Here is a 17,980-nt window from a genome sequence, read left to right as displayed (position 1 = left end):
TCATGGCAACCGTCACTGCGCCGCTCGTCGAGGCCGCGGGCCTGTCGATATCGTTCAACGGCAGTCCCGCGCTCGCGGGCGTCGACTTCGACATCGCCGCGGGCGAGATTCATGCGCTCGTCGGCGAGAACGGCGCGGGCAAGTCGAGCCTGATGAAGATACTGGGCGGCCTGTATGCGCCCGATTCAGGCAGCATCCGTGTGCGCGGCGAGGCCACGCGCATGTCGAGCGTCAACGACGCCGCGCGCGCCGGCATCGCGACCATTCATCAGGAGTTGAATCTCGTCGATACGCTGTCCGCCGTCGATAACATATTCCTCGGCAAGGAGATGCGCACGCGCATGGGCTTCCCCGACCGCCGCGCGATGCGCGCCGCCGCCATGAACGTGCTCACGCAACTGGGCTTTCGCCTTGGGCCGGAGACGCTCGTCGGCACGCTGCGCGTCGGCGAGAAGCAACTCGTGGAGATCGCCAAGGCGCTGCTCGCCGACGCGCGCGTCCTCTTCATGGACGAACCCACCTCCGCTCTTTCGGACACGGAAACGCGCGCGCTGCTCGGCCTGACCCGCGCGTTGCGGGAGCGCGGCATGGGTATCGTGCTGATCAGTCATCGCCTGAGCGAAGTCTTCGCGGTCGCGGACCGCGTGACCGTGTTGCGCGATGGGCGGCGCATCGCAACGCTGCCGATGCGGCATGTGGAGTCCTCGCAGGCGCTCGTTTCGATGATGATCGGAAAGGACTTCGCGCCGCCCGAGCGCACTGAAGCTGAAGCGCCTCAGGCGCGCCCGCTTGCGGTCGAAGTGCGCGATCTCACGCTTGGCGGCGCAGCACGCGCGCCGGTGGCCGAGGTCTCGTTCGCCGTGCAGCAGGGCGAGGTCTTCGGCATCTCGGGACTGCTCGGTGCGGGCAAGACCGAGATACTCGAAGCGATCTTCGGTGTGTCGCCTTATCGGCGCACCGGCGAGATTCGCATTGCCGGCCAGCCGCGCGCGATCGACTCGCCGGATCGCGCGGCCGCCGCCGGACTCGCGTTTGTCACGGAGGACCGCAAGAAAGACGGCCTCGTGCTCGATCACTCGCTCGAAGCGAATCTGCTGTTGCCCTCGCTATCGCGCGCGCCGGGCTTTCCGCTGTATCGGCGCGCACGCATGCACGCATGGGCCGCATCGCAGGCGCGCGCGTCGAACGTCAAGCATCGCAGTCTCGCGCAGGTCGCCAGCACGTTATCGGGCGGCAACCAGCAGAAGCTCATCATCGGCAAGTGGCTGATGACCCGGCCGCGCATCCTGCTGCTCGATGAACCGACGCGCGGCGTGGACGTGGCCGCCAAGGCCGAGATCTACCGGCAAGTGCTGGCGGCCGCGCGCGGCGGCGTGACGGTGATCGTCGCGAGCTCGGAGATCGACGAGCTGATGTTGCTGTGCGACCGCATCCTTGTGATGTGTGAAGGACGCGCGCGCGGCGTGCTGAAACGCGAGCAGTTTTCAGGCGACGTGCTCATCAGGATGGCATCGCCCTGAATCAAGCCGGGCGAAGACACGGAGGCATTCATCATGCTGCATGCGCAGGACCAACTCGCCGAGCCCGCGGCCAGCGCCCGCCAGCGACATCTGAGCACCTTCCTCACGACGCTCAAGTACTACCTGGGGCTCATCGTGCTGCTGGTGGTCGGCGCACTTACGTCGCCGCATGCCGCCGACGGCGCCAACATCTTCCTGTCGAGCGCCAATATCTCGGACGTGTTCCGTCAGGTGGCGAACGTCGGCGTGATCTCCATCGGCATGACGCTTGTCATCATCACGGCGGGCATCGATCTCTCGGTGGGCGCGATCATGGGCCTCGGCAGCGTGCTCACCGCCATGCTGCTCACCACCGACGGCTGGAATCGCGCGACCCACGCATCCCTCGTGCTGGTGGCGATAGCGGTGTTCGTCATCGTCTTCACCGTGTCCGGCATCGCACGCGGCATTTTGAATACAAGAAACCTGAAGACCGCGCGACGGCCCGCGAGCGTGCTGCCGCAGGCAGGCATCGCGCTCGTCGCGGCGTTGCTGGCCTGCGCCGGCATCGCGTTGCATGGCGCGCATCGCATGCCGCTTCTCGCGGTCATGGGCATCGTGCCGCTCGCGGGCTTCACGGTCGGCGCGCTCAACGGCTGGATCATCACCCGCGGACGCATGCAGCCCTTCATCGTCACACTGGCCGCAATGGTCGGCGTGCTCGGCGCGGCACGCCTGATTGCCGGCCAGGACACGGCGGTCTATTCGATCTACAGCGGCACCAACGCCACCACGGACATCGAGGCCTTGCGCGCCCTGCTCTTCAACGTGGTGCCGGTGCCCGCGCTGTTCTTCCTGGCGATCGCGGTCGTGGTTGGCTTCGTGATGAACCGTACGGTGTTCGGCAAGTACCTGTACGCCATCGGCGGCAACGAGAAGTGCGCGCTGATCTCGGGGCTCTCCGTCGCGCGTCACAAGACGGCCGCGTATGCGCTTTCGGGGCTGCTGTCCGCGCTGGTCGGCGTGCTCTACGCAGCGCAATACCGGCAAGGCAAGGCCGATGCGGGCATGGGCTGGGAACTGGACGCCATTGCCGCCGTGGTGATCGGCGGCACGAGTCTCGCGGGCGGGGTCGGACGTGTGTCGGGCACGGTCGCGGGCGTGCTGATATTCGGCTTCTTGAGCAATATCCTCCTGCTCAACGATATCGACAGCAACACGCAACTGGTGCTCAAGGGGCTCATCATCGTGATTGCGGTATTCCTGCAGCAGACTGACATCGGCAAGCGCGGGCTGCTAAAGCGCTTCACCGGGCGCGGAGGATGAGCCCCCTTCGGCACCCGGTTCCAGAGCGGGACTACGGCCGTGTCCAAAGGGATAACCTGTGCTCTGCATGATGTTTATTTGTTTTTGGCTGGCTGAAAGTCATGGATAATCATATCCACGCCCCTGATTAAAGTCCGAACATAGCGTCTCCGAACTAAACATTCGGGCGGACAAGACTGGCTGCAGCGAGTATGACGATGTAATGTCACGTCTCTTAGCAGAAACGCTTATTTGAAGTTCGCGTTCTGGCGTGGTAAAACTCTCTGCCGCTCGAAATTTCAGAGCGCATCTTCAACCGAATACGTCTCAAAAGGGTTTGGACAAATGGCAACGGGTACTGTTAAGTGGTTCAACGATGCAAAGGGTTTTGGCTTCATTACGCCGGATGACGGTGGCGAAGACCTGTTTGCACATTTCTCCGAAATCCAATCCAAGGGTTTCAAGTCACTCCAGGAGAACCAGAAGGTGAGCTTCGAAGTCAAGCAAGGCCCCAAGGGCAAGCAAGCTTCGACGATCCAGCCGCTGTAAGTCAGGCGGTTCAGCCTTCAGGCACGAAACGGCCCGCAAGGGCCGTTTTGCATTGGTAACCCAGGAATTGAAATGCCGGCCTTGTGTTCCGGGCTCGTGCGGACTTGCCTCATGCAATGTGCAAGGTTTCCGTTTCGCACGGCACGCGGCGGAATTCCGTAGAATTAATATGATTTTTAGCTTGGCCGCCCCGCGCTTAGGCGAAATTCTTTCTTTCATATACCGTGATTCATGCAAGCGATCGGAAAAAATGCCGTGCAGGCGTACGGCAAAAAACAAATGCATTGCTCTTCGCCTTGTGGTTTGCCGCTTGCGACGCCCATGCACAGTCATTCGCCCTGAACACGCGCGCCGCGCGCTTTGCTTCCGCTGTCGTGCTCAACGATTTCCATACGGCTCAGGCTGGCGGCGGCTATGTGTTCTCCTACGACAGCCATGAGACCGAGGCAGCGCTTGCAGCGAAGCTCGATCGCTGGTTCTCCGGCAAGGATCCTCACGCAATCACGATGGACCCCGCCGAGAAGCAGGCGCTATTCGGTTTCTACTGGGCCGCGAGCATGATGTCGGCGAACTCGCCATGCTTCGCTGATATCGCCGATTCTGCCTGCCGCGACGACCTCACGCGCTGGATGACGCGTGAAATGGACGACGATCCGCGCTTCATCCGCGATTACGACGCGGCGCGCAGCGCGCTCGGCCTTCCTGGCCTGGCTCCCGGCTCGCATTGAGCGTCGGACCTCGCGTGCTCTTTGCGGGAAACGCACAGCATGTGGGACTTTCGCATCACGCGAAGGGTCATCGCAGAGCCAGGCGATCTTCGCCAGCACGCTTGCCAGCAGGGACAGCACACCGATGGTTTCAAGCAGCGCGGGAATCATGATCGCCTCCGTGCATCGGGACAGGCTTTATCGGTGGAACAGCGTCGGCGCGTAGGTCTTCACGAAGAACGCGATCGTGATGCCGGCGCTGACGAGCAAGGTGCCCGCCCGGATCAGTTGCGGCGGCGCGCGCCGGCCGAGCTGTGCGCCGCCGTAGCCGCCGAGCATCGCCGCGAGCAGCATGGCGATGGTTTCGGGCCAGCGAACGGCGTGCGCGGCCGCGAAGGTGAGCACCGCAACCGAATTGGCCGCGCTCACCAGCAGCGTGCGCGGCGCATTGAGGCTCTTCAGATCGCGTGCATCGAGCAGTCCCCAGACAGCCATCATCATGATGCCGACCGCGCCGCCAAAGTAGCCGCCATACACGCCAAGCACGAATTGAATCGACAGCACGGCAGGCGCGCCGATACGCCAGCGGCGCCGCAAGGTTTGGCCGAGCCTGCGCCCGAAGGCGAGCGTGATGCTCGCGCACAGCAACAACCAGGGCAACACGAAGGAGAAGGTCTTCGACGACGTGGAGAGCAGCAGCGCCGCCCCTGCGAAGCCGCCGATCAACGTCACGACCAGCATCCAGCGGATAGGCACCGAGCCGACTGGCCCGAGCCCGTCGCGATACGCCCAGGCACTCACGACGCCGCCGGGAAACAATGCAACGGTGCTCGAAGCGTTCGCCTGAACCGGTGGCAAGCCGGCGGCGATCATCGCGGGCAGGCTGACAAACGAGCCCCCGCCGGCCAGTGCGTTCATGGCCCCCGCGAGAAAACCTGCGCCGCTGACGAGAAGAATGGATTGCATGCGACAGATGCTATCGGCAGGACTGCACGCTTACAATCTGGCATTTCCAATGTGAGACTTCGGTTCCGCCGAAGCATGCGTCATGCGTTTCGACCTCACCGACATGCGCCTGTTCCTGACCGTCATCGAGCGCGGCAGCATCACGGCGGGCGCGCAGGCCATGCACCTCGCGCTGGCTTCCGCGAGCGAACGCATCGCGGGCATGGAGGCGGCGCTCGGTGCGCCGCTGTTGGAGCGCAACCGGCGCGGGGTGCAGGCAACCGCCGCCGGCGAAGCGTTCGCGCGGCATGCACGCGCCATTCTCGGCCAGGTCGAGCAGATGCGCGGCGAGTTGCGCTCCTTCGCCACCGGCCTCAAAGGCCGCATCAAGCTGCTCTCGAACACCGCCGCGCTCGCCACGCTGCTGCCGCCACGGCTTGCACGCTTCCTCGCCGATTACCCCGATCTCTCCATCGACCTCGATGAACGTCCGAGCGTCGACATCGTGCAGATCATCGCCGAGGGTCGCGCCGATCTCGGCGTCGTCTCCGATACCACGGATCTCGGCATGCTCCAGACGCATCTGATCGCGCAGGATCAACTGGTCGTCGTGGCGCACCGGTCGCATCGCATCGCGGGTGAACGCGCGGTGGCGTTTGCGGAGATCGTCGGAGAAGCGTTCGTCGGACTCTCCGATGCCGCGCTTGAAATGCATCTGGCCGAGCGCGCCTCGCGTATCGGGCGGCAGATCAACTATCGCATCCGCATGCGCAGCGTCGACAATGTCGGCATGCTCGCGGCGGCGGGCATCGGGCTCGTGATCCTGTCGGAGGCATCGGCGCGCATGCTCGAACGGCCGGAGCTCGCCATCGTGCCGCTCTCGGAGCCATGGGCCACGCGCCGCCTGCACCTGTGCGCGCGCGACTTCGACGCGCTGACACCGCATGCACGCCTGCTCGCCGAGGCGCTCAAGGAAGCGGCCCAACACGCTTGAAGCGTGCCTCACATCCGATGAATCCCCTAGGCAAAACCCTTTCTGTACTGGGCATTCGGCTTGCACGACCCTATATGCTTAAGTGCTTGCCACGCGCTTTAGCGCGTTCATATGCTTGCTCACACGACAAGCGCCAAACAGGAGGCGGTCATGAAGAAAGTTTCCACGCGCGCGCCGCGACGCGCCATGCACATCGCGCTGATCGCCGGCGCGGCCGGGTTGTGCTTTGCATCGGCGGCCAATGCCGACAGCCAGGCCGCGAAGAAGATGGGGCAGATGGGCATCATCAACCAGACGCTGCAGCCCAAGCCACTGCGCTCGAACAACAACGCGTATTCGAACAACGCCAACAGCAATACGACGAATCCCGGCTATAACAACAACTCGACCTACAACCCGAATGCCGCCAATGCGGGCACGGCCAATGGCATGAATGGCGCGAACAGTGCGAATGGCGCCGCCGCGGCGGGCAGAAAGTAAGACTCGCGCCGGGCTTGAAAAAAAGCCGCCCACGCAGCGGGCGGCCAATCTCCCCTATTCCAGCACGGCTGATCTTTTATACTGGGCTCAAGGTCAAGATGTTCTCGCGCACCGCGCGATTCCCTTCCGCGAGCTCATGAAAAAGATCAAGCCCGGCCTGCTGCTCGAACTCGTTGCCAATCTTCTGCTGCCGTGGCTCGCTTACCGGCTCGCGCTGCCGCATTGGGGCGATGTCGGGGCGCTATATGCATCGGCTGCACCACCGCTCGTCTGGAGTCTCGCCGAGTTCGCACGCACGAGGCGCGTCGACGCGCTCTCCGCACTGGTCCTGTTCGGCATCGCGCTGTCCATCGTGCTGCTCGCACTGGGCGGCAGTCCCCGCATCCTGCTCGTGCGCGAATCGCTCGCCGCGGGCGCCACCGGCATCGTCTTCCTCATCTCGCTCCTGTTCGACCGCCCGTTGATCTTTTATCTGGCGCGCGCCACTGTCACGCGCGAACAGGAAAACGGCGCCGAGCGCTTCGAAGCCTATTGGAATGAAAGCGCCGGCCTGCGCAGTTCGCTGCGACTCATGACGCTCGTCTGGGGCATCGGGCTGACGGCCGAAACCGCCTTGCGCTTCTGGTTCGCGTGGACCTGGCCGGTGGAACGCTATCTGGTCGTGTCGCCTGTCGTGAGCTACGCGATGTACGGCGGCCTGCTGGCGTGGACCTTCTGGTTTCGCGCGAGACTCATCGAACGCCAGGGTGAGAGCGGTCCTTCCCGCGACGGTCTACTCGGCTAGGCTTTCGAGCGCTTCGCCACACTGCGCGATATGACGCGCGATCGCTTCGTTGACCTTGTCCGCATGCGTGAGCGGCCCCATGTGCCCGGCATCCGGCACGGTCATGAGTTGCGCGACAGGCATCAGCGTGCTGAGGATCTCCGCGATGAGCCGCGTCGGCGGGGGCGCATGTTCGCCGCGCATCACGAGGGTGGGAATGCGCAGCTTCGCGTAGGCGCTGGGCAGTGTCGGTTCGTGGATCAGCGCGCAAAAGTCGAGCGGCGCCTTCGGCACCCAGCGCGTGAGCATTGACTGCACCGAAGGCCGCAACGCCGAGAACGCGCCCTCTCCGCCCCAGTAATCGACAAAAGCAGTGGCGGCGCCGCGCAGGTCGCCGGCCACGACGCCCTCCGCCGTGCGCGAGGCGATCGCAAGGATCTCGGCGAACTCGCGCGCGCCGTCCGCGCCCATGCCCTTCAGCAAGTTGAAGGCGGAGGGCTCGTACAGCGTGATGCTTGCCACGTCGCGCGGGCGTTCGAGCGCCGCGCGCAACGCCACGCCGCCGCCATACGAATGACCGACCAGATGAACCTGGCCCGGATGACGATCGATGATATCGACCGTGCGGGCCGCTTCGTCGGCCAGTGTGAAGGCACGCTCGCCGCCCCACGGACCGACGCCGTCGCAGCCGTAGTGCTCAGGCGCGAAGAACGCGTGCCGAGGACTCATTGAGGCAAGCGTCTCGCGCAAGGGCCGCCACTGGTTTGCGCCCGAGCCGGAGCAATGCAGGGCGATCACGGAAACAGCGGCTTTATCGTTCTTCGAAGTCGTCGACATGGTGGAGGGCGGATGGATGATGAGGTCAGGCGTCCGTCTGATCGCATGCGCGCATGCGCCGTTCGAGTTCGCCGATGTCGGCGCACGACTCCAGCCAGGCATCGCGCCGGCCGTGTTCGGCGCGGTTGAGCAGCACGCGGACCCAGCAGATCAGATGGGGCAAAAGAATTTCCCTGGACACGTCGATCAGGATTCCCAACATGGTTCGCTCCACTTTCGGCAGCAGGTCATGCGTTTCAATGCCGGCAGAGCGATTCATTCATTGGTTCACTGATGCTTGGTTCGATCAGGAAGTCGCTGAGGCGGCGGGTGTCGGAATAGCAATGCACCGGCCGTGCCAGTTTCGCGAAATGCTTGTCCAGCAAGGCTTTGGCGCGCGCTGCCACGGAACCGTGTCGGACCTCGGCCAACGCTTTCAAACTGAAAGTCAGCACGTAGCCAACACGTCCAAGGCCGTGCGCGCTGTGTCTTACAACCATCCAAACTGCGAATGTTCGGGGAAAATTCCCGAAATAAGGGATCAAGCTGTCCCACACGGGTGCCGTAAACAGCCTGAACAGCCGCGCAAAGCCTCGGCCGGCGCGACAGCCGGCCACCTGCGAATGGCGCGATAAGATACGGCAGCCTTAGGTCCTTGCGCCCCGGCCTGCCCCTTGCCACGCTCACTCGGAGATAAACGGCTTGCCCAGCCCCGGTCGTCATTCGCTCACCTCCAGGATGACGGTGTTCATCGTCGCAGTCTGCGTGCTGCTGATCGGCACCGACGTATGGCGCAGTCTCGCCGCCCGTCGCGCCCAGCTCGACGAGATGACCACCGCCACGTCCAACCTCGCGCGCGCAATGGCGCAGCACGCCAACGACACCTTCAGGCAAGCCGATGTCACGCTGCTCGGCATGGTGGAACGCGTCGAGGAAGACGGGACTGGCCCGGAGGCGCTGGCGCGCCTGCATCGCTCGCTCGTCTCGCGGGTCGAGCAGTTGCCGCAGTTGAACGGCCTGTTCATCTACGACAAGAACGGCACCTGGATCGTCAACTCGCAGCCGGTGCTGGATCAACGCTTCAACAACTCCGACCGCGAGTATTTCGAATACCACCGCACACACACGGATCAGGGAACGCATATCGGCGTGCCGGTGCAGAGCCGCTCGACCGGAAAATGGATCGTGCCGGTTTCACGCCGCATCGACGCGCCCGATGGCAGCTTCGCGGGCGTCGCGCTGGCGACCATCAACGTCACCTTCTTCTCGAGCTTCTACGAAAGCCTGGACCTTGGCGAGGACGGCGCGGCGGTGCTCGTGCTGAACTCCGGCGCGATGGTCGTACGCCGCCCATTCGAGGACCGCTTCGTCGGCAAGAACGTGATCGACACGACATTGTTCCGCGCGCACCTCGAACAAGGCCGCTCGGGTGTTTTCACGATCAACTCGTCGCAGGACCACATCACGCGCCTCAACAGTTTCCGCGAGTTGCCGGACTATCCGCTGTTCGTCGCGGCGGCGCTGTCGCGTGACGAGATCATCGCGCCGTGGTGGCGCGACACGCTCTGGCATGCCGCCATCACCGGGATGCTGGCACTGGTGCTGGCCCTCTTCGGCTCGAGCCTCGTGCGCCAGATCAACGCACGCACGCGCGTCGAGCAGGAACTGGCCCGCAGCCTCGCGACCACGCGCACTGTGCTCGACACGGCGATCAACCCGATCATTACCGTGGACGAGCGCGGCGCGATCCGCTCCTTCAATTCCGCCGGCGAGCGGGTGTTCGGCTACGCAGCGAGCGAGATCATCGGGCAGAACATCCGCATGCTCGTGCCGCCGCCGCATCTCGACGCGTATAACGAATACATAATGCAATTCAAGGGCGAGTCAGGCGTCGCAACGGCCGAATGCGAGCTGTCTGGATTGCGCAAGGACGGCACTTCGTTCCCGGCGCATGTCTCCACCGGGGCCATGCGCCTTGATGGTGCTTTGCATTTTGTATCTGTGATTACCGATATCTCGCGGCAGAAGAAGGAACGCGGCGAACTCGCCGATGCGCGCGACCAGTTGCTCCTCGCCGCCGACATCGCCGAACTGGGCATCTGGTCGTGGGATCTCGCCACCGACAAGTTGCACTGGAATGCGCGCATGTTCGAGATCTACCAGTACCCGCCGCAACTGCTGGACAACGGCCTGCATTACGAACATTGGCGCCGCCGCATTCATGCCGAGGATGTCGAGGGCGTCGATACCGGCCTGCGCGCCGTGGCCGCGGGCACTGCCGATGCCCTGCCGCCGTTCCGCATCGTCCTGCCCGACGGCACCACGCGCCGCATCCAGAGCGGCCTGCGGGTGCAACGCGATGCGCACGGCAAGCCCATGAGCATGACGGGCGTGAATTACGACATCACTGACCAGTACGAACTCGAGTTCCATCTGCGCAACGCGAAGGAACAGGCGGATGCCGCCAGTGCGGCGAAGTCCTCGTTCCTCGCGAACATGAGTCACGAAATTCGCACGCCGATGAACGCAGTCCTCGGCATGCTGCATCTGGTGCAGTCCACCGCGCTCAATCTGAGGCAGCAGGACTACATCGGCAAGGCAGAAATGGCGGCGCGGTCGCTGCTGAACCTGCTCAACGACATCCTCGATTATTCGAAGATCGAAGCAGGCAAGCTGCAACTGGACATTCATCCGTTCGAGCCCGAGAAACTGCTGGAGGAACTGGGCGTCGTGCTTTCGGGGAATCAGGGCGCGAAAGATGTCGAAGTGCTGTTCGATCTCGACCCGGCCGTGCCCGGCGTGCTGGTCGGCGACGGCTTCCGGCTGCAACAGGTGCTCATCAATCTCGCGGGCAACGCGCTCAAGTTCACGTCGAGCGGCGAGATCGTCGTCGGCATGCAGCTTCTCGACAGCTCGCGCGATGCGGCCGGCGAAACGGCGCGCGTGCGCATCTCGGTGAGCGACAGCGGCATCGGCATCAGCGCAGAGCAACTGGAACGCATCTTCGAAGGCTTCACGCAAGCGGAGGCCTCGACCTCGCGGCGCTATGGCGGCTCGGGACTTGGGCTCGTCATCTGCAAGCGCCTTGTCGGCATGATGGGTGGCCGGATCGAAGTGAAGAGCCGTGTCGGCGAAGGCAGCCGCTTCTGGTTCGACATCACGCTGGGTATCGAACGCGCGGCCGTAGCAGTGCCTGATGAGAGTCCGGTCCTCGAACATGGCGCACGTATTCTGATCGCCGACGACAACGCGATCGCGCGCGAGATCCTCTCGCGTACGGTGCGCGCGCTGGGCTGGCAGGCCGACGTGGTCACGAGCGGCATCGAGGCAGTCGAGCGCATCGGCGAGGCCGCGCGCGGACCCGCGCCCTATGACATCGCACTGCTGGACTGGCGCATGCCGGGCCTCGACGGGCTGAACGCCGCCAGGCTCATCGGCACGATGAAGGGCCGCGCTCCAGCGCCGCTGGTGCTGCTCGTGACGGCGTTCGGCCGCGAGACCTTGCGTGAATCGCAGGAGCAAGGCAGCGCGCCTTTCGCCGGGTTCCTCACGAAGCCCGTCACGCCGAAGCAGCTCGTCAACGCGATTCGCGCGGCACTGCCGGGACCGGGCGGCACACGGTCGTCCCATACGCCAGCGCTTGGCGATGCCGCCGGCGCGCGGCGTCTCGCGGGCATGACGCTGCTGGTCGTCGAGGATAACGCGCTCAACCGTCAGGTCGCCGAAGGCCTGCTGCACGCCGAGGGTGCGCACGTGACGCTGGCGGAAGGCGGACGCCAAGGCGTCGAGCGCGTGTGCGCGAGCGACATGCACTTCGACGCCGTGTTGATGGACGTGCAGATGCCCGATCTCGACGGCCTGGAAGCCACGCGGCTGATTCGCGCCGACAGCCGCTTCGCCGCGCTGCCGATCATCGCAATGACCGCCAATGCATCCGGCGCGGATCGCGAGCGTTGCCTGCAAGCGGGCATGAACGATCACGTCGGCAAGCCGATCGACGTGGAGCGGCTCGTTGCCGTGTTGCGCTCGCGGGCACAGGTTGAAACGGCAAGCGAACCGGGCGCAGCATTGACGACGATCGAGGCACGCGGCTCGATCATCGCGCGTTTCGGCGGCAATCTGGATCTGATCCATCAGGTGGCCGGCGACTTCGGCTCGCAAGCCGAAGCGCAACTGGCCCGTTTGGCCGGACGGCTCGCCGATCACGACGCAAACGGCGCCGCCTCGGTGCTGCACGCCATCAAGGGCAGTGCGGGGACAGTGGGCGCCAGCGCGCTCGCGCAGCTTGCGAGCCAGTTCGAAAGCGATCTGCTCCATCGCGATGACGACGACCGCGCGCTTGCTTCCATCCGCGCCGGGCTGCCACGCATGCAGCAACTGCTCGCATCGAGTGTCGATCAACTCACGCACGCATTCGCGCACGCGACCCCGCCGTCACAGGCTCCCGCACAGCCAGATCCGCTCGATGAGCAAGACTGGCGCGAGCGCCTCACGACTATCGTGAACCTGCTCGATGCATCGAACCTGCAGGCCATCGCGCTCTCGGAGAACCTGTCGGCGCTTGCGCCCAGCGGGCAGCGCGACGACTTCGAGCATTTCCTCGCGCGCGTCAGGGCGCTCGACTTCGCGCGTGCGTCGAAGATCGCGCGCGACATGCTGGAGCAGGTCTGACATGGAAGCGCTTCTGCAAACCTGGCTGCTGCATGTGAACCGGCGTCCCAAGCTTCTGATCGCCGACGACGAGCCGCTCAACATCCGCGTGCTCTACGAGTTGCTGCACGATGTGTGCGATATCTTCATGGCAACCAGCGGCGAGCAGGCGCTCCAGGTATGCCGTACCGAAGCGCCGGACCTGATCCTGCTCGATGTCGTAATGGATGATCTCGACGGACACGAAGTCTGCCGCCGCCTGAAGGCCGATCCGCTCACGCGCGACGTGCCCGTCATCTTCATCACGTCGCAGGACCGCGCCGACGATGAAGTCAAGGCGCTCGAACTGGGGGCCGTGGACTTCATCAGCAAGCCGATCAATCCGGTCGTCACGAAAGCGCGCGTGCGCACGCATCTGACAATCAAATTCCAGGGCGACCTGCTGCGCGCCAGTGCTTTGCTCGACGGACTCACGGGCGTGTCCAACCGCCGCAAGTTCGATGAGGACCTGCACGCGGACTGGCGCCAGTGCGCGCGCGAAGAAACTTCGCTGGCCCTGCTGATGGTGGATGTGGATTGCTTCAAGCGCTTCAACGACCACTACGGACATCTGGCCGGCGACGCCTGTCTCAAGGCCATTGCAAAGGCCTTGGCGGATGCGCTGCGCCGCCCGTACGACAAGCTTGCGCGTTATGGCGGCGAGGAGTTCGCCTGCCTGTTGCCGAAGACCGATCTCGCGGGCGCGCAATGCATTGCTCAACGCATCGTCGATGGCGTGCGCGCGCTCGACATCGGCCATGTGTCATCGGAGGTGGAAACGCGCGTGACGATTTCGGTCGGCGTGGCGTCCGTGCGGCCGGCACGCGGCAGCACGCCCGACATGCTGCTCAAGGCCGCCGACGATGCGCTCTATGAGGCGAAACGCGCAGGACGCGCGCGCTTCGCAGTAGCGCCGCAAGCAATGCGAGCGGCGACGAACGAAGATCACATGCCGCGCGGGTCACGCACGTACACGGGGAACGGATGAACATTCGCACCCGCCGATGCCTCCAGCGCCGCTCGCAGCGCCTCACGCGCCCGGCGGGTGGAAGCGAGCGCCGCACGCACGCGCGCTTGCAGCACGGCGGGCTTGGCGGGTTTCGCGATGACATCGGCCGCGCCTGCATCGAGGATGCGGCGTTCGGTTTCGGCGTCGCAGGCATCGGCGAGCACGATGAGCGGCACAAGCAGATTCGGCGCGAGCAAGGCGCGGACGGTCTGTTCGAGCGCTTGCGTTTCGCCGGGTGCGTTGCTGCAACGGGAATCGAGCACGATGGCGTCCGGCTCGTCGCGCGCGATGAGATTCAGCGCGGCCTCGCGATCCGTGACGACATCCAGCGCACCGAACGCTTCGAGCGCGTCACGTTGCGCCAGCGCCGTATCGTTGCCGAGGATGCCGAGCAGCCGCACGCCCGTCCCCGCCGATGCCGATGCCTGCGCATCCGCGTCATGCGAGCGGGCCCGCATGTGCAGCGCGCGGTCCGTCAGACGCAATTGCGCGCGCACACGTGCCTGCAGGCGCGCGGCGACCAGCGGCTTGATGACGTAATCGGAGGCACCCATGTTGAAGGCATCGACTTCGAGCGCCGGTGCATCGTGACTCGTGACGAAGATCACGGGCACGCGCGACAGCTTCGCGTCATGCTTGAGGATCTCGCAGACGTCGAAGCCGGTCATGGTCGGCAGATTGGCATCCAGCAGGATCAGGTCCGGCGTGGATTCGCGCGCCAAGGCAAGCGCGGCCTCGCCGGTGGTGGCGAAGCGTTGATCGGGGCATTCCGCGAGCATCTCGCCGATGATGCGAATCATCGCCGGGTCGTCGTCCACGAGAAGCAAACGCGGCTGAAATACAGAAACAGAAGGGGAGTTTTCGGCTGTGTCCATGTTTCGCGGGAAATTCGTCAGACGATAAACATTGATGAACTTTACGCTCGACTTGCGCACGCTGCAAACGCAAATCGCATCTACCCGAGAATTATCTGATATTTCATGATCCGCCAAATTTTATTCATTCAAGCACTGCACGGCAATGCGCGACCGGCGCCGGCGGCGACATATCTTCGCCATGGCGGCAGCCAATCGCTGCAAGGCTTGCCGGTTTCGAACGAACGTAAAGCAATAAATGCCTTGCATTTGCTAATCGATATCCGCCGACCAATGCAAACATTCAAATTCCGCTTATCGTTTGCGAGACGTGTCGTCACGATGCATTCCAATGCATACTTGCTTCTGCATATATAAGAACGGGAACAACAGCCATGCACGGGGAAACCAGAACACTCTATTTCGCGGGCCGCACGGTATCGGAAGAACTCTCCGAACGGCTGCATGCACGCGGCTGGACCATCGAACGCATCGATCCGGCCAAGCCTGCGAAATCCTCGAAGCAGGGCAAGCGGGCGGCGGCGGGCATCGTCGATCTGACCCGGCGCGGCTTCGCCAGCGAACCCGCGCTCCTGAGCGAAATGCTCGCCACTTATCAGGTGGGCTGGGTTGCGACTGTCGATGCCGATTACGTCGACAGCCCGGAAATCTGCCGCCTCATCCGCGACTTCTGTTTCGACTACGTGACCGTGCCCTCCGCGGCGGACCGTCTGGTCGATGCAGTGGGGCACGCGTACGGCATGGTGTCGCTGCACGACAATGCGTCCCGCGACACCCGCAAGGACGACTGCGTGGAAGGCGGCATGGTGGGCTCGTGCGACGCCATGCTGGCCTTGTATCGCTCGGTCCGCAAAGTGGCGATGACCGACGCGCCCGTGTTCATCTCCGGCGAATCCGGCACCGGAAAGGAACTCACGGCCGTGGCCATCCACGAGCGTTCCGTGCGCCGCGAACAGCCTTTTGTGGCGATCAACTGCGGCGCCATTCCGCCTCACTTGCTGCAATCCGAACTCTTCGGCTATGAACGCGGCGCGTTCACCGGTGCGAACCAACGCAAGATCGGCCGGGTGGAAGCGGCTGACGGCGGCACGCTCTTCCTTGATGAAATCGGCGACTTGCCGCTCGAAAGCCAGGCGAGCCTGCTGCGCTTCCTGCAGGAACGCAAGATCGAACGTCTCGGCGGACAGGACTCGACGGACGTCGACGTGCGCATCATCTCGGCCACGCACGTCGACATGCAGGCCGCAATGATCGAAGGACGGTTTCGTGCGGACCTGTATCACCGTCTGTGCGTGCTGCAGATCGACGAGCCGCCGTTGCGCGTGCGCGGCAAGGACATCGAACTGCTGGCGAACCACATGCTCGAACGCTTTCGCAAGGATGCGAGCCGCCGTCTGCGTGGCTTCTCGCCGTGCGCGATCGCGGCGCTGCATAACTACGGCTGGCCCGGCAATGTGCGCGAGCTGATCAATCGCGTGCGCCGCGCCATCGTCATGTCGGAAGGACGTCAGATTCTGGCAAGCGACCTCGAACTCGGCGAGTATGCGGAGGCCGCGCCGATGACGCTCGCACAGGCGCGCGAAGCCGCCGAGCGGCAGGCGATCGAAGTCGCCTTGCTGCGCCATCGGGGACGTCTGGGCGAAGCAGCCGACGAACTGGGCATCTCGCGCGTCACGCTGTATCGCATGCTGACGGCGTATGGCTTGCGGGTCAAATCCGACCGGCCGATGGAAGCGTCGGGGAGCTGACTTTCACATCATTTGCCGTTTGAATACTGCATGCGAATCATGATTCGGTTACGCATGTTTTCAGGAACCTCTTCTCCCGCGCTGCGCTCGAATGCCTGCATCGTCATCGATGCAAGTTGCATTCATTATTCGGCATGCAAGATGCCACCCGCGCATGTCCCATTGCTGTTGAGCCCGCTGGCGTGATCTCGCGCCGCCAGAATGCGTTGCGCAGTCCTGTCGCCTGAACGGCTTCGGCCTGCGTCCGCCGTGCCATGTCATTGCCTCGCCGCGCATGATCGAAACGTCGCGTGCTCCGGTTGACCTACCCCGCGAGTCACGCACGGTTTTGTCGTCATGCATTCGTCAAGCGATTCCCTGTTTCGGCACTTCACTGATCTCGCCATTCCCACGGTGCTCGCTGCATGGGTTTATTGCATGCATTCGGTCATCAGCGGCATTTTCATCGGACGTTACATCGGCGCCGATGCGCTTGCCGCGCTGAACCTGCTGGTTCCCCTGCTCTATTTGCCTTATGCATTCAGTGTGATGATCGGCGTGGGTGGTTCGACGCTCGTTGCGCGACTGCTTGGCGAGCAGCGCGAACGCGAAGCAGCCGAAGCCTTCACGCAGGCGCTATGGCTGCTCGGCGCGTGCGGCGCGGGTTTCACGCTGGCGATTCTCATCCATGCCGATACCTTCGTGCACTTGACCGGCGCGCGCGGCGATCTCGCCATGCTTGCGACGCAATTCCTCCGTGCCTACGCGCCCTTCGTGCTGTTTCCAACCGCGTGCTATGCACTCGAACTCTTCCTGCGTATAGAAGGCGCCGCAAAGTTCGGCCTTGCCTGCCTGTTCGCGAGCGGCATTGCCGATGTCGCACTGACCTGGTGGATGGTCGGTCATCTGCAATGGGGCATGCGCGGCGCGGCATGGGCGGCAGGACTCAGTCAGGCATTGGCGTGCGTGCCGATGTTCGCCTTTCACGTCGTCCGCGCGCGTCGCTTGCGCCCTGTCGCGCGCGCTTTCGCAGCGCCCGGACATGCGTGGCGCATGGCCTATAACGGCGTGTCGGAATTCTTGGGCGAGATCGCGCCGAGCGTCACGATCTTCGCCTTCAATCACGCGGTATTGCGGGCGCTCGGTGATACCGGGCTGGTCGCGTTCGCAGTCGTCGAGTATGTGACGATGATTGCCTCGGTCACGATGGTCGCGCTGGTGCAAAGCATGCAGCCGATCGTGAGCTTTCAGCGCGGCGCGGGCAATGCGCACGCCGTTTCACGCGCGTTGACCACCGGGCTCGTTACCACTACCGGCTTCGCGCTGCTTGCCGCTCTCGCCTGCCTTGCGTTTGCACAGCCGCTCGGCGACCTCTTCGTGCCCGGCGACGCCGCGGCGCAAGCGCTGTTGCATCAGGCCTTGCCGTGGTGCGCGCTGGCATTTGTGCCCGCCGCGATCAACGTGGCGATCAGCGGCTATCTGACGGCCATCGAGGCGGCGCTCGCATCGATGCTCGTGGCGCTCATGCGCAGTTGGCTGCTGTTGCTGGCGATGTTATGACTGTTGACCGCATGGCTCGGCCCGCGCGGAATCTGGATGACCGTCGCGCTCACCGAAGCTGT

Annotated in this window: 16 protein-coding genes; 11 read left to right on the top strand and 5 right to left on the bottom strand. The window is 64.0% G+C overall.

What is annotated here, in order from left to right; all coding sequences use genetic code 11:
* Positions 1–2: 2 nt before the first annotated feature.
* The 4 genes from QCE69_RS24280 to QCE69_RS24265 all read left to right on the top strand — a co-directional run bounded on the left by QCE69_RS24280 (position 3) and on the right by QCE69_RS24265 (position 4,081).
* The gene (locus tag QCE69_RS24280; RefSeq protein ID WP_309933410.1) at positions 3–1,520 is read left to right on the top strand and encodes a sugar ABC transporter ATP-binding protein; all 1,518 of its coding nucleotides are present in this window, start codon (positions 3–5) and stop codon (positions 1,518–1,520) included.
* A gap of 33 nt (positions 1,521–1,553) precedes the next feature.
* The gene (locus tag QCE69_RS24275) at positions 1,554–2,825 is read left to right on the top strand and encodes an ABC transporter permease (RefSeq protein WP_309933409.1); all 1,272 of its coding nucleotides are present in this window, start codon (positions 1,554–1,556) and stop codon (positions 2,823–2,825) included.
* A gap of 324 nt (positions 2,826–3,149) precedes the next feature.
* Positions 3,150–3,353, top strand: a complete 204-nt coding sequence (locus QCE69_RS24270; protein WP_008347993.1) for a cold-shock protein — start codon at positions 3,150–3,152, stop codon at positions 3,351–3,353.
* A 284-nt stretch (positions 3,354–3,637) separates the two neighbouring features.
* Positions 3,638–4,081 carry a hypothetical protein gene (locus QCE69_RS24265; RefSeq protein WP_309933408.1) on the top strand — a complete coding sequence of 148 codons (444 nt, stop codon included), beginning with the start codon at positions 3,638–3,640 and terminating at the stop codon, positions 4,079–4,081.
* 177 nt (positions 4,082–4,258) lie between these two features.
* On the opposite strand, the gene QCE69_RS24260 is transcribed toward QCE69_RS24265, so the two are convergent.
* On the bottom strand, positions 4,259–5,026 hold the full coding sequence (locus QCE69_RS24260) for a sulfite exporter TauE/SafE family protein (protein WP_309933406.1): 768 nt from the start codon (positions 5,024–5,026) through the stop codon (positions 4,259–4,261).
* An 82-nt stretch (positions 5,027–5,108) separates the two neighbouring features.
* Between QCE69_RS24260 and QCE69_RS24255 the strand changes: the two genes are divergently transcribed.
* From QCE69_RS24255 to QCE69_RS24245, 3 genes are all read left to right on the top strand, one after another.
* Positions 5,109–5,999 (top strand): LysR substrate-binding domain-containing protein, encoded by an 891-nt coding sequence (locus QCE69_RS24255; protein WP_309923803.1) that lies wholly within the window; start codon positions 5,109–5,111, stop codon positions 5,997–5,999.
* Between the two features lie 150 nt (positions 6,000–6,149).
* Positions 6,150–6,479, top strand: coding sequence for a hypothetical protein (locus tag QCE69_RS24250; protein WP_309923801.1), 330 nt, complete (start codon positions 6,150–6,152; stop codon positions 6,477–6,479).
* A gap of 136 nt (positions 6,480–6,615) precedes the next feature.
* Positions 6,616–7,263 (top strand): VC0807 family protein, encoded by a 648-nt coding sequence (locus QCE69_RS24245; RefSeq protein WP_309923799.1) that lies wholly within the window; start codon positions 6,616–6,618, stop codon positions 7,261–7,263.
* Here QCE69_RS24245 and QCE69_RS24240 read toward each other — a convergent pair.
* From QCE69_RS24240 to QCE69_RS24230, 3 genes are read right to left on the bottom strand one after another with little or no spacing between them, the layout of a single operon-like run.
* On the bottom strand, positions 7,252–8,079 hold the full coding sequence (locus QCE69_RS24240; protein ID WP_309923796.1) for an alpha/beta hydrolase: 828 nt from the start codon (positions 8,077–8,079) through the stop codon (positions 7,252–7,254). The genes QCE69_RS24245 and QCE69_RS24240 overlap by 12 nt on opposite strands.
* Positions 8,080–8,104: 25 nt before the next feature.
* Entirely contained in the window at positions 8,105–8,281 is a 177-nt protein-coding gene (locus QCE69_RS24235) for a DUF3563 family protein (RefSeq protein WP_309923793.1), read from the bottom strand.
* A gap of 34 nt (positions 8,282–8,315) precedes the next feature.
* On the bottom strand, positions 8,316–8,558 hold the full coding sequence (locus QCE69_RS24230; protein WP_309933404.1) for a hypothetical protein: 243 nt from the start codon (positions 8,556–8,558) through the stop codon (positions 8,316–8,318).
* A gap of 202 nt (positions 8,559–8,760) precedes the next feature.
* On the opposite strand from QCE69_RS24230, the gene QCE69_RS24225 reads away from it, so the two are divergent.
* Both QCE69_RS24225 and QCE69_RS24220 read left to right on the top strand, forming a co-directional pair.
* Positions 8,761–12,729, top strand: coding sequence for a response regulator (locus tag QCE69_RS24225; protein ID WP_309933403.1), 3,969 nt, complete (start codon positions 8,761–8,763; stop codon positions 12,727–12,729).
* A 1-nt stretch (position 12,730) separates the two neighbouring features.
* The gene (locus tag QCE69_RS24220) at positions 12,731–13,735 is read left to right on the top strand and encodes a diguanylate cyclase domain-containing protein (RefSeq protein WP_309923788.1); all 1,005 of its coding nucleotides are present in this window, start codon (positions 12,731–12,733) and stop codon (positions 13,733–13,735) included.
* On the opposite strand, the gene QCE69_RS24215 is transcribed toward QCE69_RS24220, so the two are convergent.
* On the bottom strand, positions 13,693–14,556 hold the full coding sequence (locus tag QCE69_RS24215) for a response regulator (RefSeq protein WP_409021230.1): 864 nt from the start codon (positions 14,554–14,556) through the stop codon (positions 13,693–13,695). The two genes, QCE69_RS24220 and QCE69_RS24215, sit on opposite strands and share 43 nt — an antisense overlap.
* 449 nt (positions 14,557–15,005) lie before the next feature.
* Here QCE69_RS24215 and QCE69_RS24210 point away from each other — a divergent pair, with 449 nt between their 5' ends.
* A complete protein-coding gene (locus QCE69_RS24210) occupies positions 15,006–16,379 on the top strand; it encodes a sigma 54-interacting transcriptional regulator (RefSeq protein ID WP_309923783.1) in 1,374 nt (457 codons plus the stop codon).
* A gap of 336 nt (positions 16,380–16,715) precedes the next feature.
* The gene (locus tag QCE69_RS24205; protein ID WP_309933401.1) at positions 16,716–17,918 is read left to right on the top strand and encodes an MATE family efflux transporter; all 1,203 of its coding nucleotides are present in this window, start codon (positions 16,716–16,718) and stop codon (positions 17,916–17,918) included.
* Positions 17,919–17,980 lie beyond the last annotated feature (62 nt).

It is taken from the genome of Caballeronia sp. LZ032, assembly GCF_031451315.1.
Lineage (GTDB): Bacteria > Pseudomonadota > Gammaproteobacteria > Burkholderiales > Burkholderiaceae > Caballeronia.
Note: the sequence above shows the minus strand (reverse complement) of the source record. Positions and strands in the feature narration are given on the sequence as shown.

Excerpts from the sequence above, each read along its gene's own strand:
- QCE69_RS24215 (WP_409021230.1), bottom strand. The coding sequence starts at position 14,556 with ATGATTCGCATCATCGGCGAGATGCTCGCGGAATGCCCCGATCAACGC.
- QCE69_RS24230 (WP_309933404.1), bottom strand. The coding sequence starts at position 8,558 with ATGGTTGTAAGACACAGCGCGCACGGCCTTGGACGTGTTGGCTACGTG.
- QCE69_RS24220 (WP_309923788.1), top strand. The coding sequence starts at position 12,731 with ATGGAAGCGCTTCTGCAAACCTGGCTGCTGCATGTGAACCGGCGTCCC.
- QCE69_RS24275 (WP_309933409.1), top strand. The coding sequence starts at position 1,554 with ATGCTGCATGCGCAGGACCAACTCGCCGAGCCCGCGGCCAGCGCCCGC.
- QCE69_RS24280 (WP_309933410.1), top strand. The coding sequence starts at position 3 with ATGGCAACCGTCACTGCGCCGCTCGTCGAGGCCGCGGGCCTGTCGATA.
- QCE69_RS24210 (WP_309923783.1), top strand. The coding sequence starts at position 15,006 with ATGCACGGGGAAACCAGAACACTCTATTTCGCGGGCCGCACGGTATCG.
- QCE69_RS24250 (WP_309923801.1), top strand. The coding sequence starts at position 6,150 with ATGAAGAAAGTTTCCACGCGCGCGCCGCGACGCGCCATGCACATCGCG.
- QCE69_RS24205 (WP_309933401.1), top strand. The coding sequence starts at position 16,716 with ATGCATTCGTCAAGCGATTCCCTGTTTCGGCACTTCACTGATCTCGCC.
- QCE69_RS24235 (WP_309923793.1), bottom strand. The coding sequence starts at position 8,281 with ATGTTGGGAATCCTGATCGACGTGTCCAGGGAAATTCTTTTGCCCCAT.
- QCE69_RS24270 (WP_008347993.1), top strand. The coding sequence starts at position 3,150 with ATGGCAACGGGTACTGTTAAGTGGTTCAACGATGCAAAGGGTTTTGGC.
- QCE69_RS24240 (WP_309923796.1), bottom strand. The coding sequence starts at position 8,079 with ATGTCGACGACTTCGAAGAACGATAAAGCCGCTGTTTCCGTGATCGCC.
- QCE69_RS24260 (WP_309933406.1), bottom strand. The coding sequence starts at position 5,026 with ATGCAATCCATTCTTCTCGTCAGCGGCGCAGGTTTTCTCGCGGGGGCC.
- QCE69_RS24245 (WP_309923799.1), top strand. The coding sequence starts at position 6,616 with ATGAAAAAGATCAAGCCCGGCCTGCTGCTCGAACTCGTTGCCAATCTT.
- QCE69_RS24255 (WP_309923803.1), top strand. The coding sequence starts at position 5,109 with ATGCGTTTCGACCTCACCGACATGCGCCTGTTCCTGACCGTCATCGAG.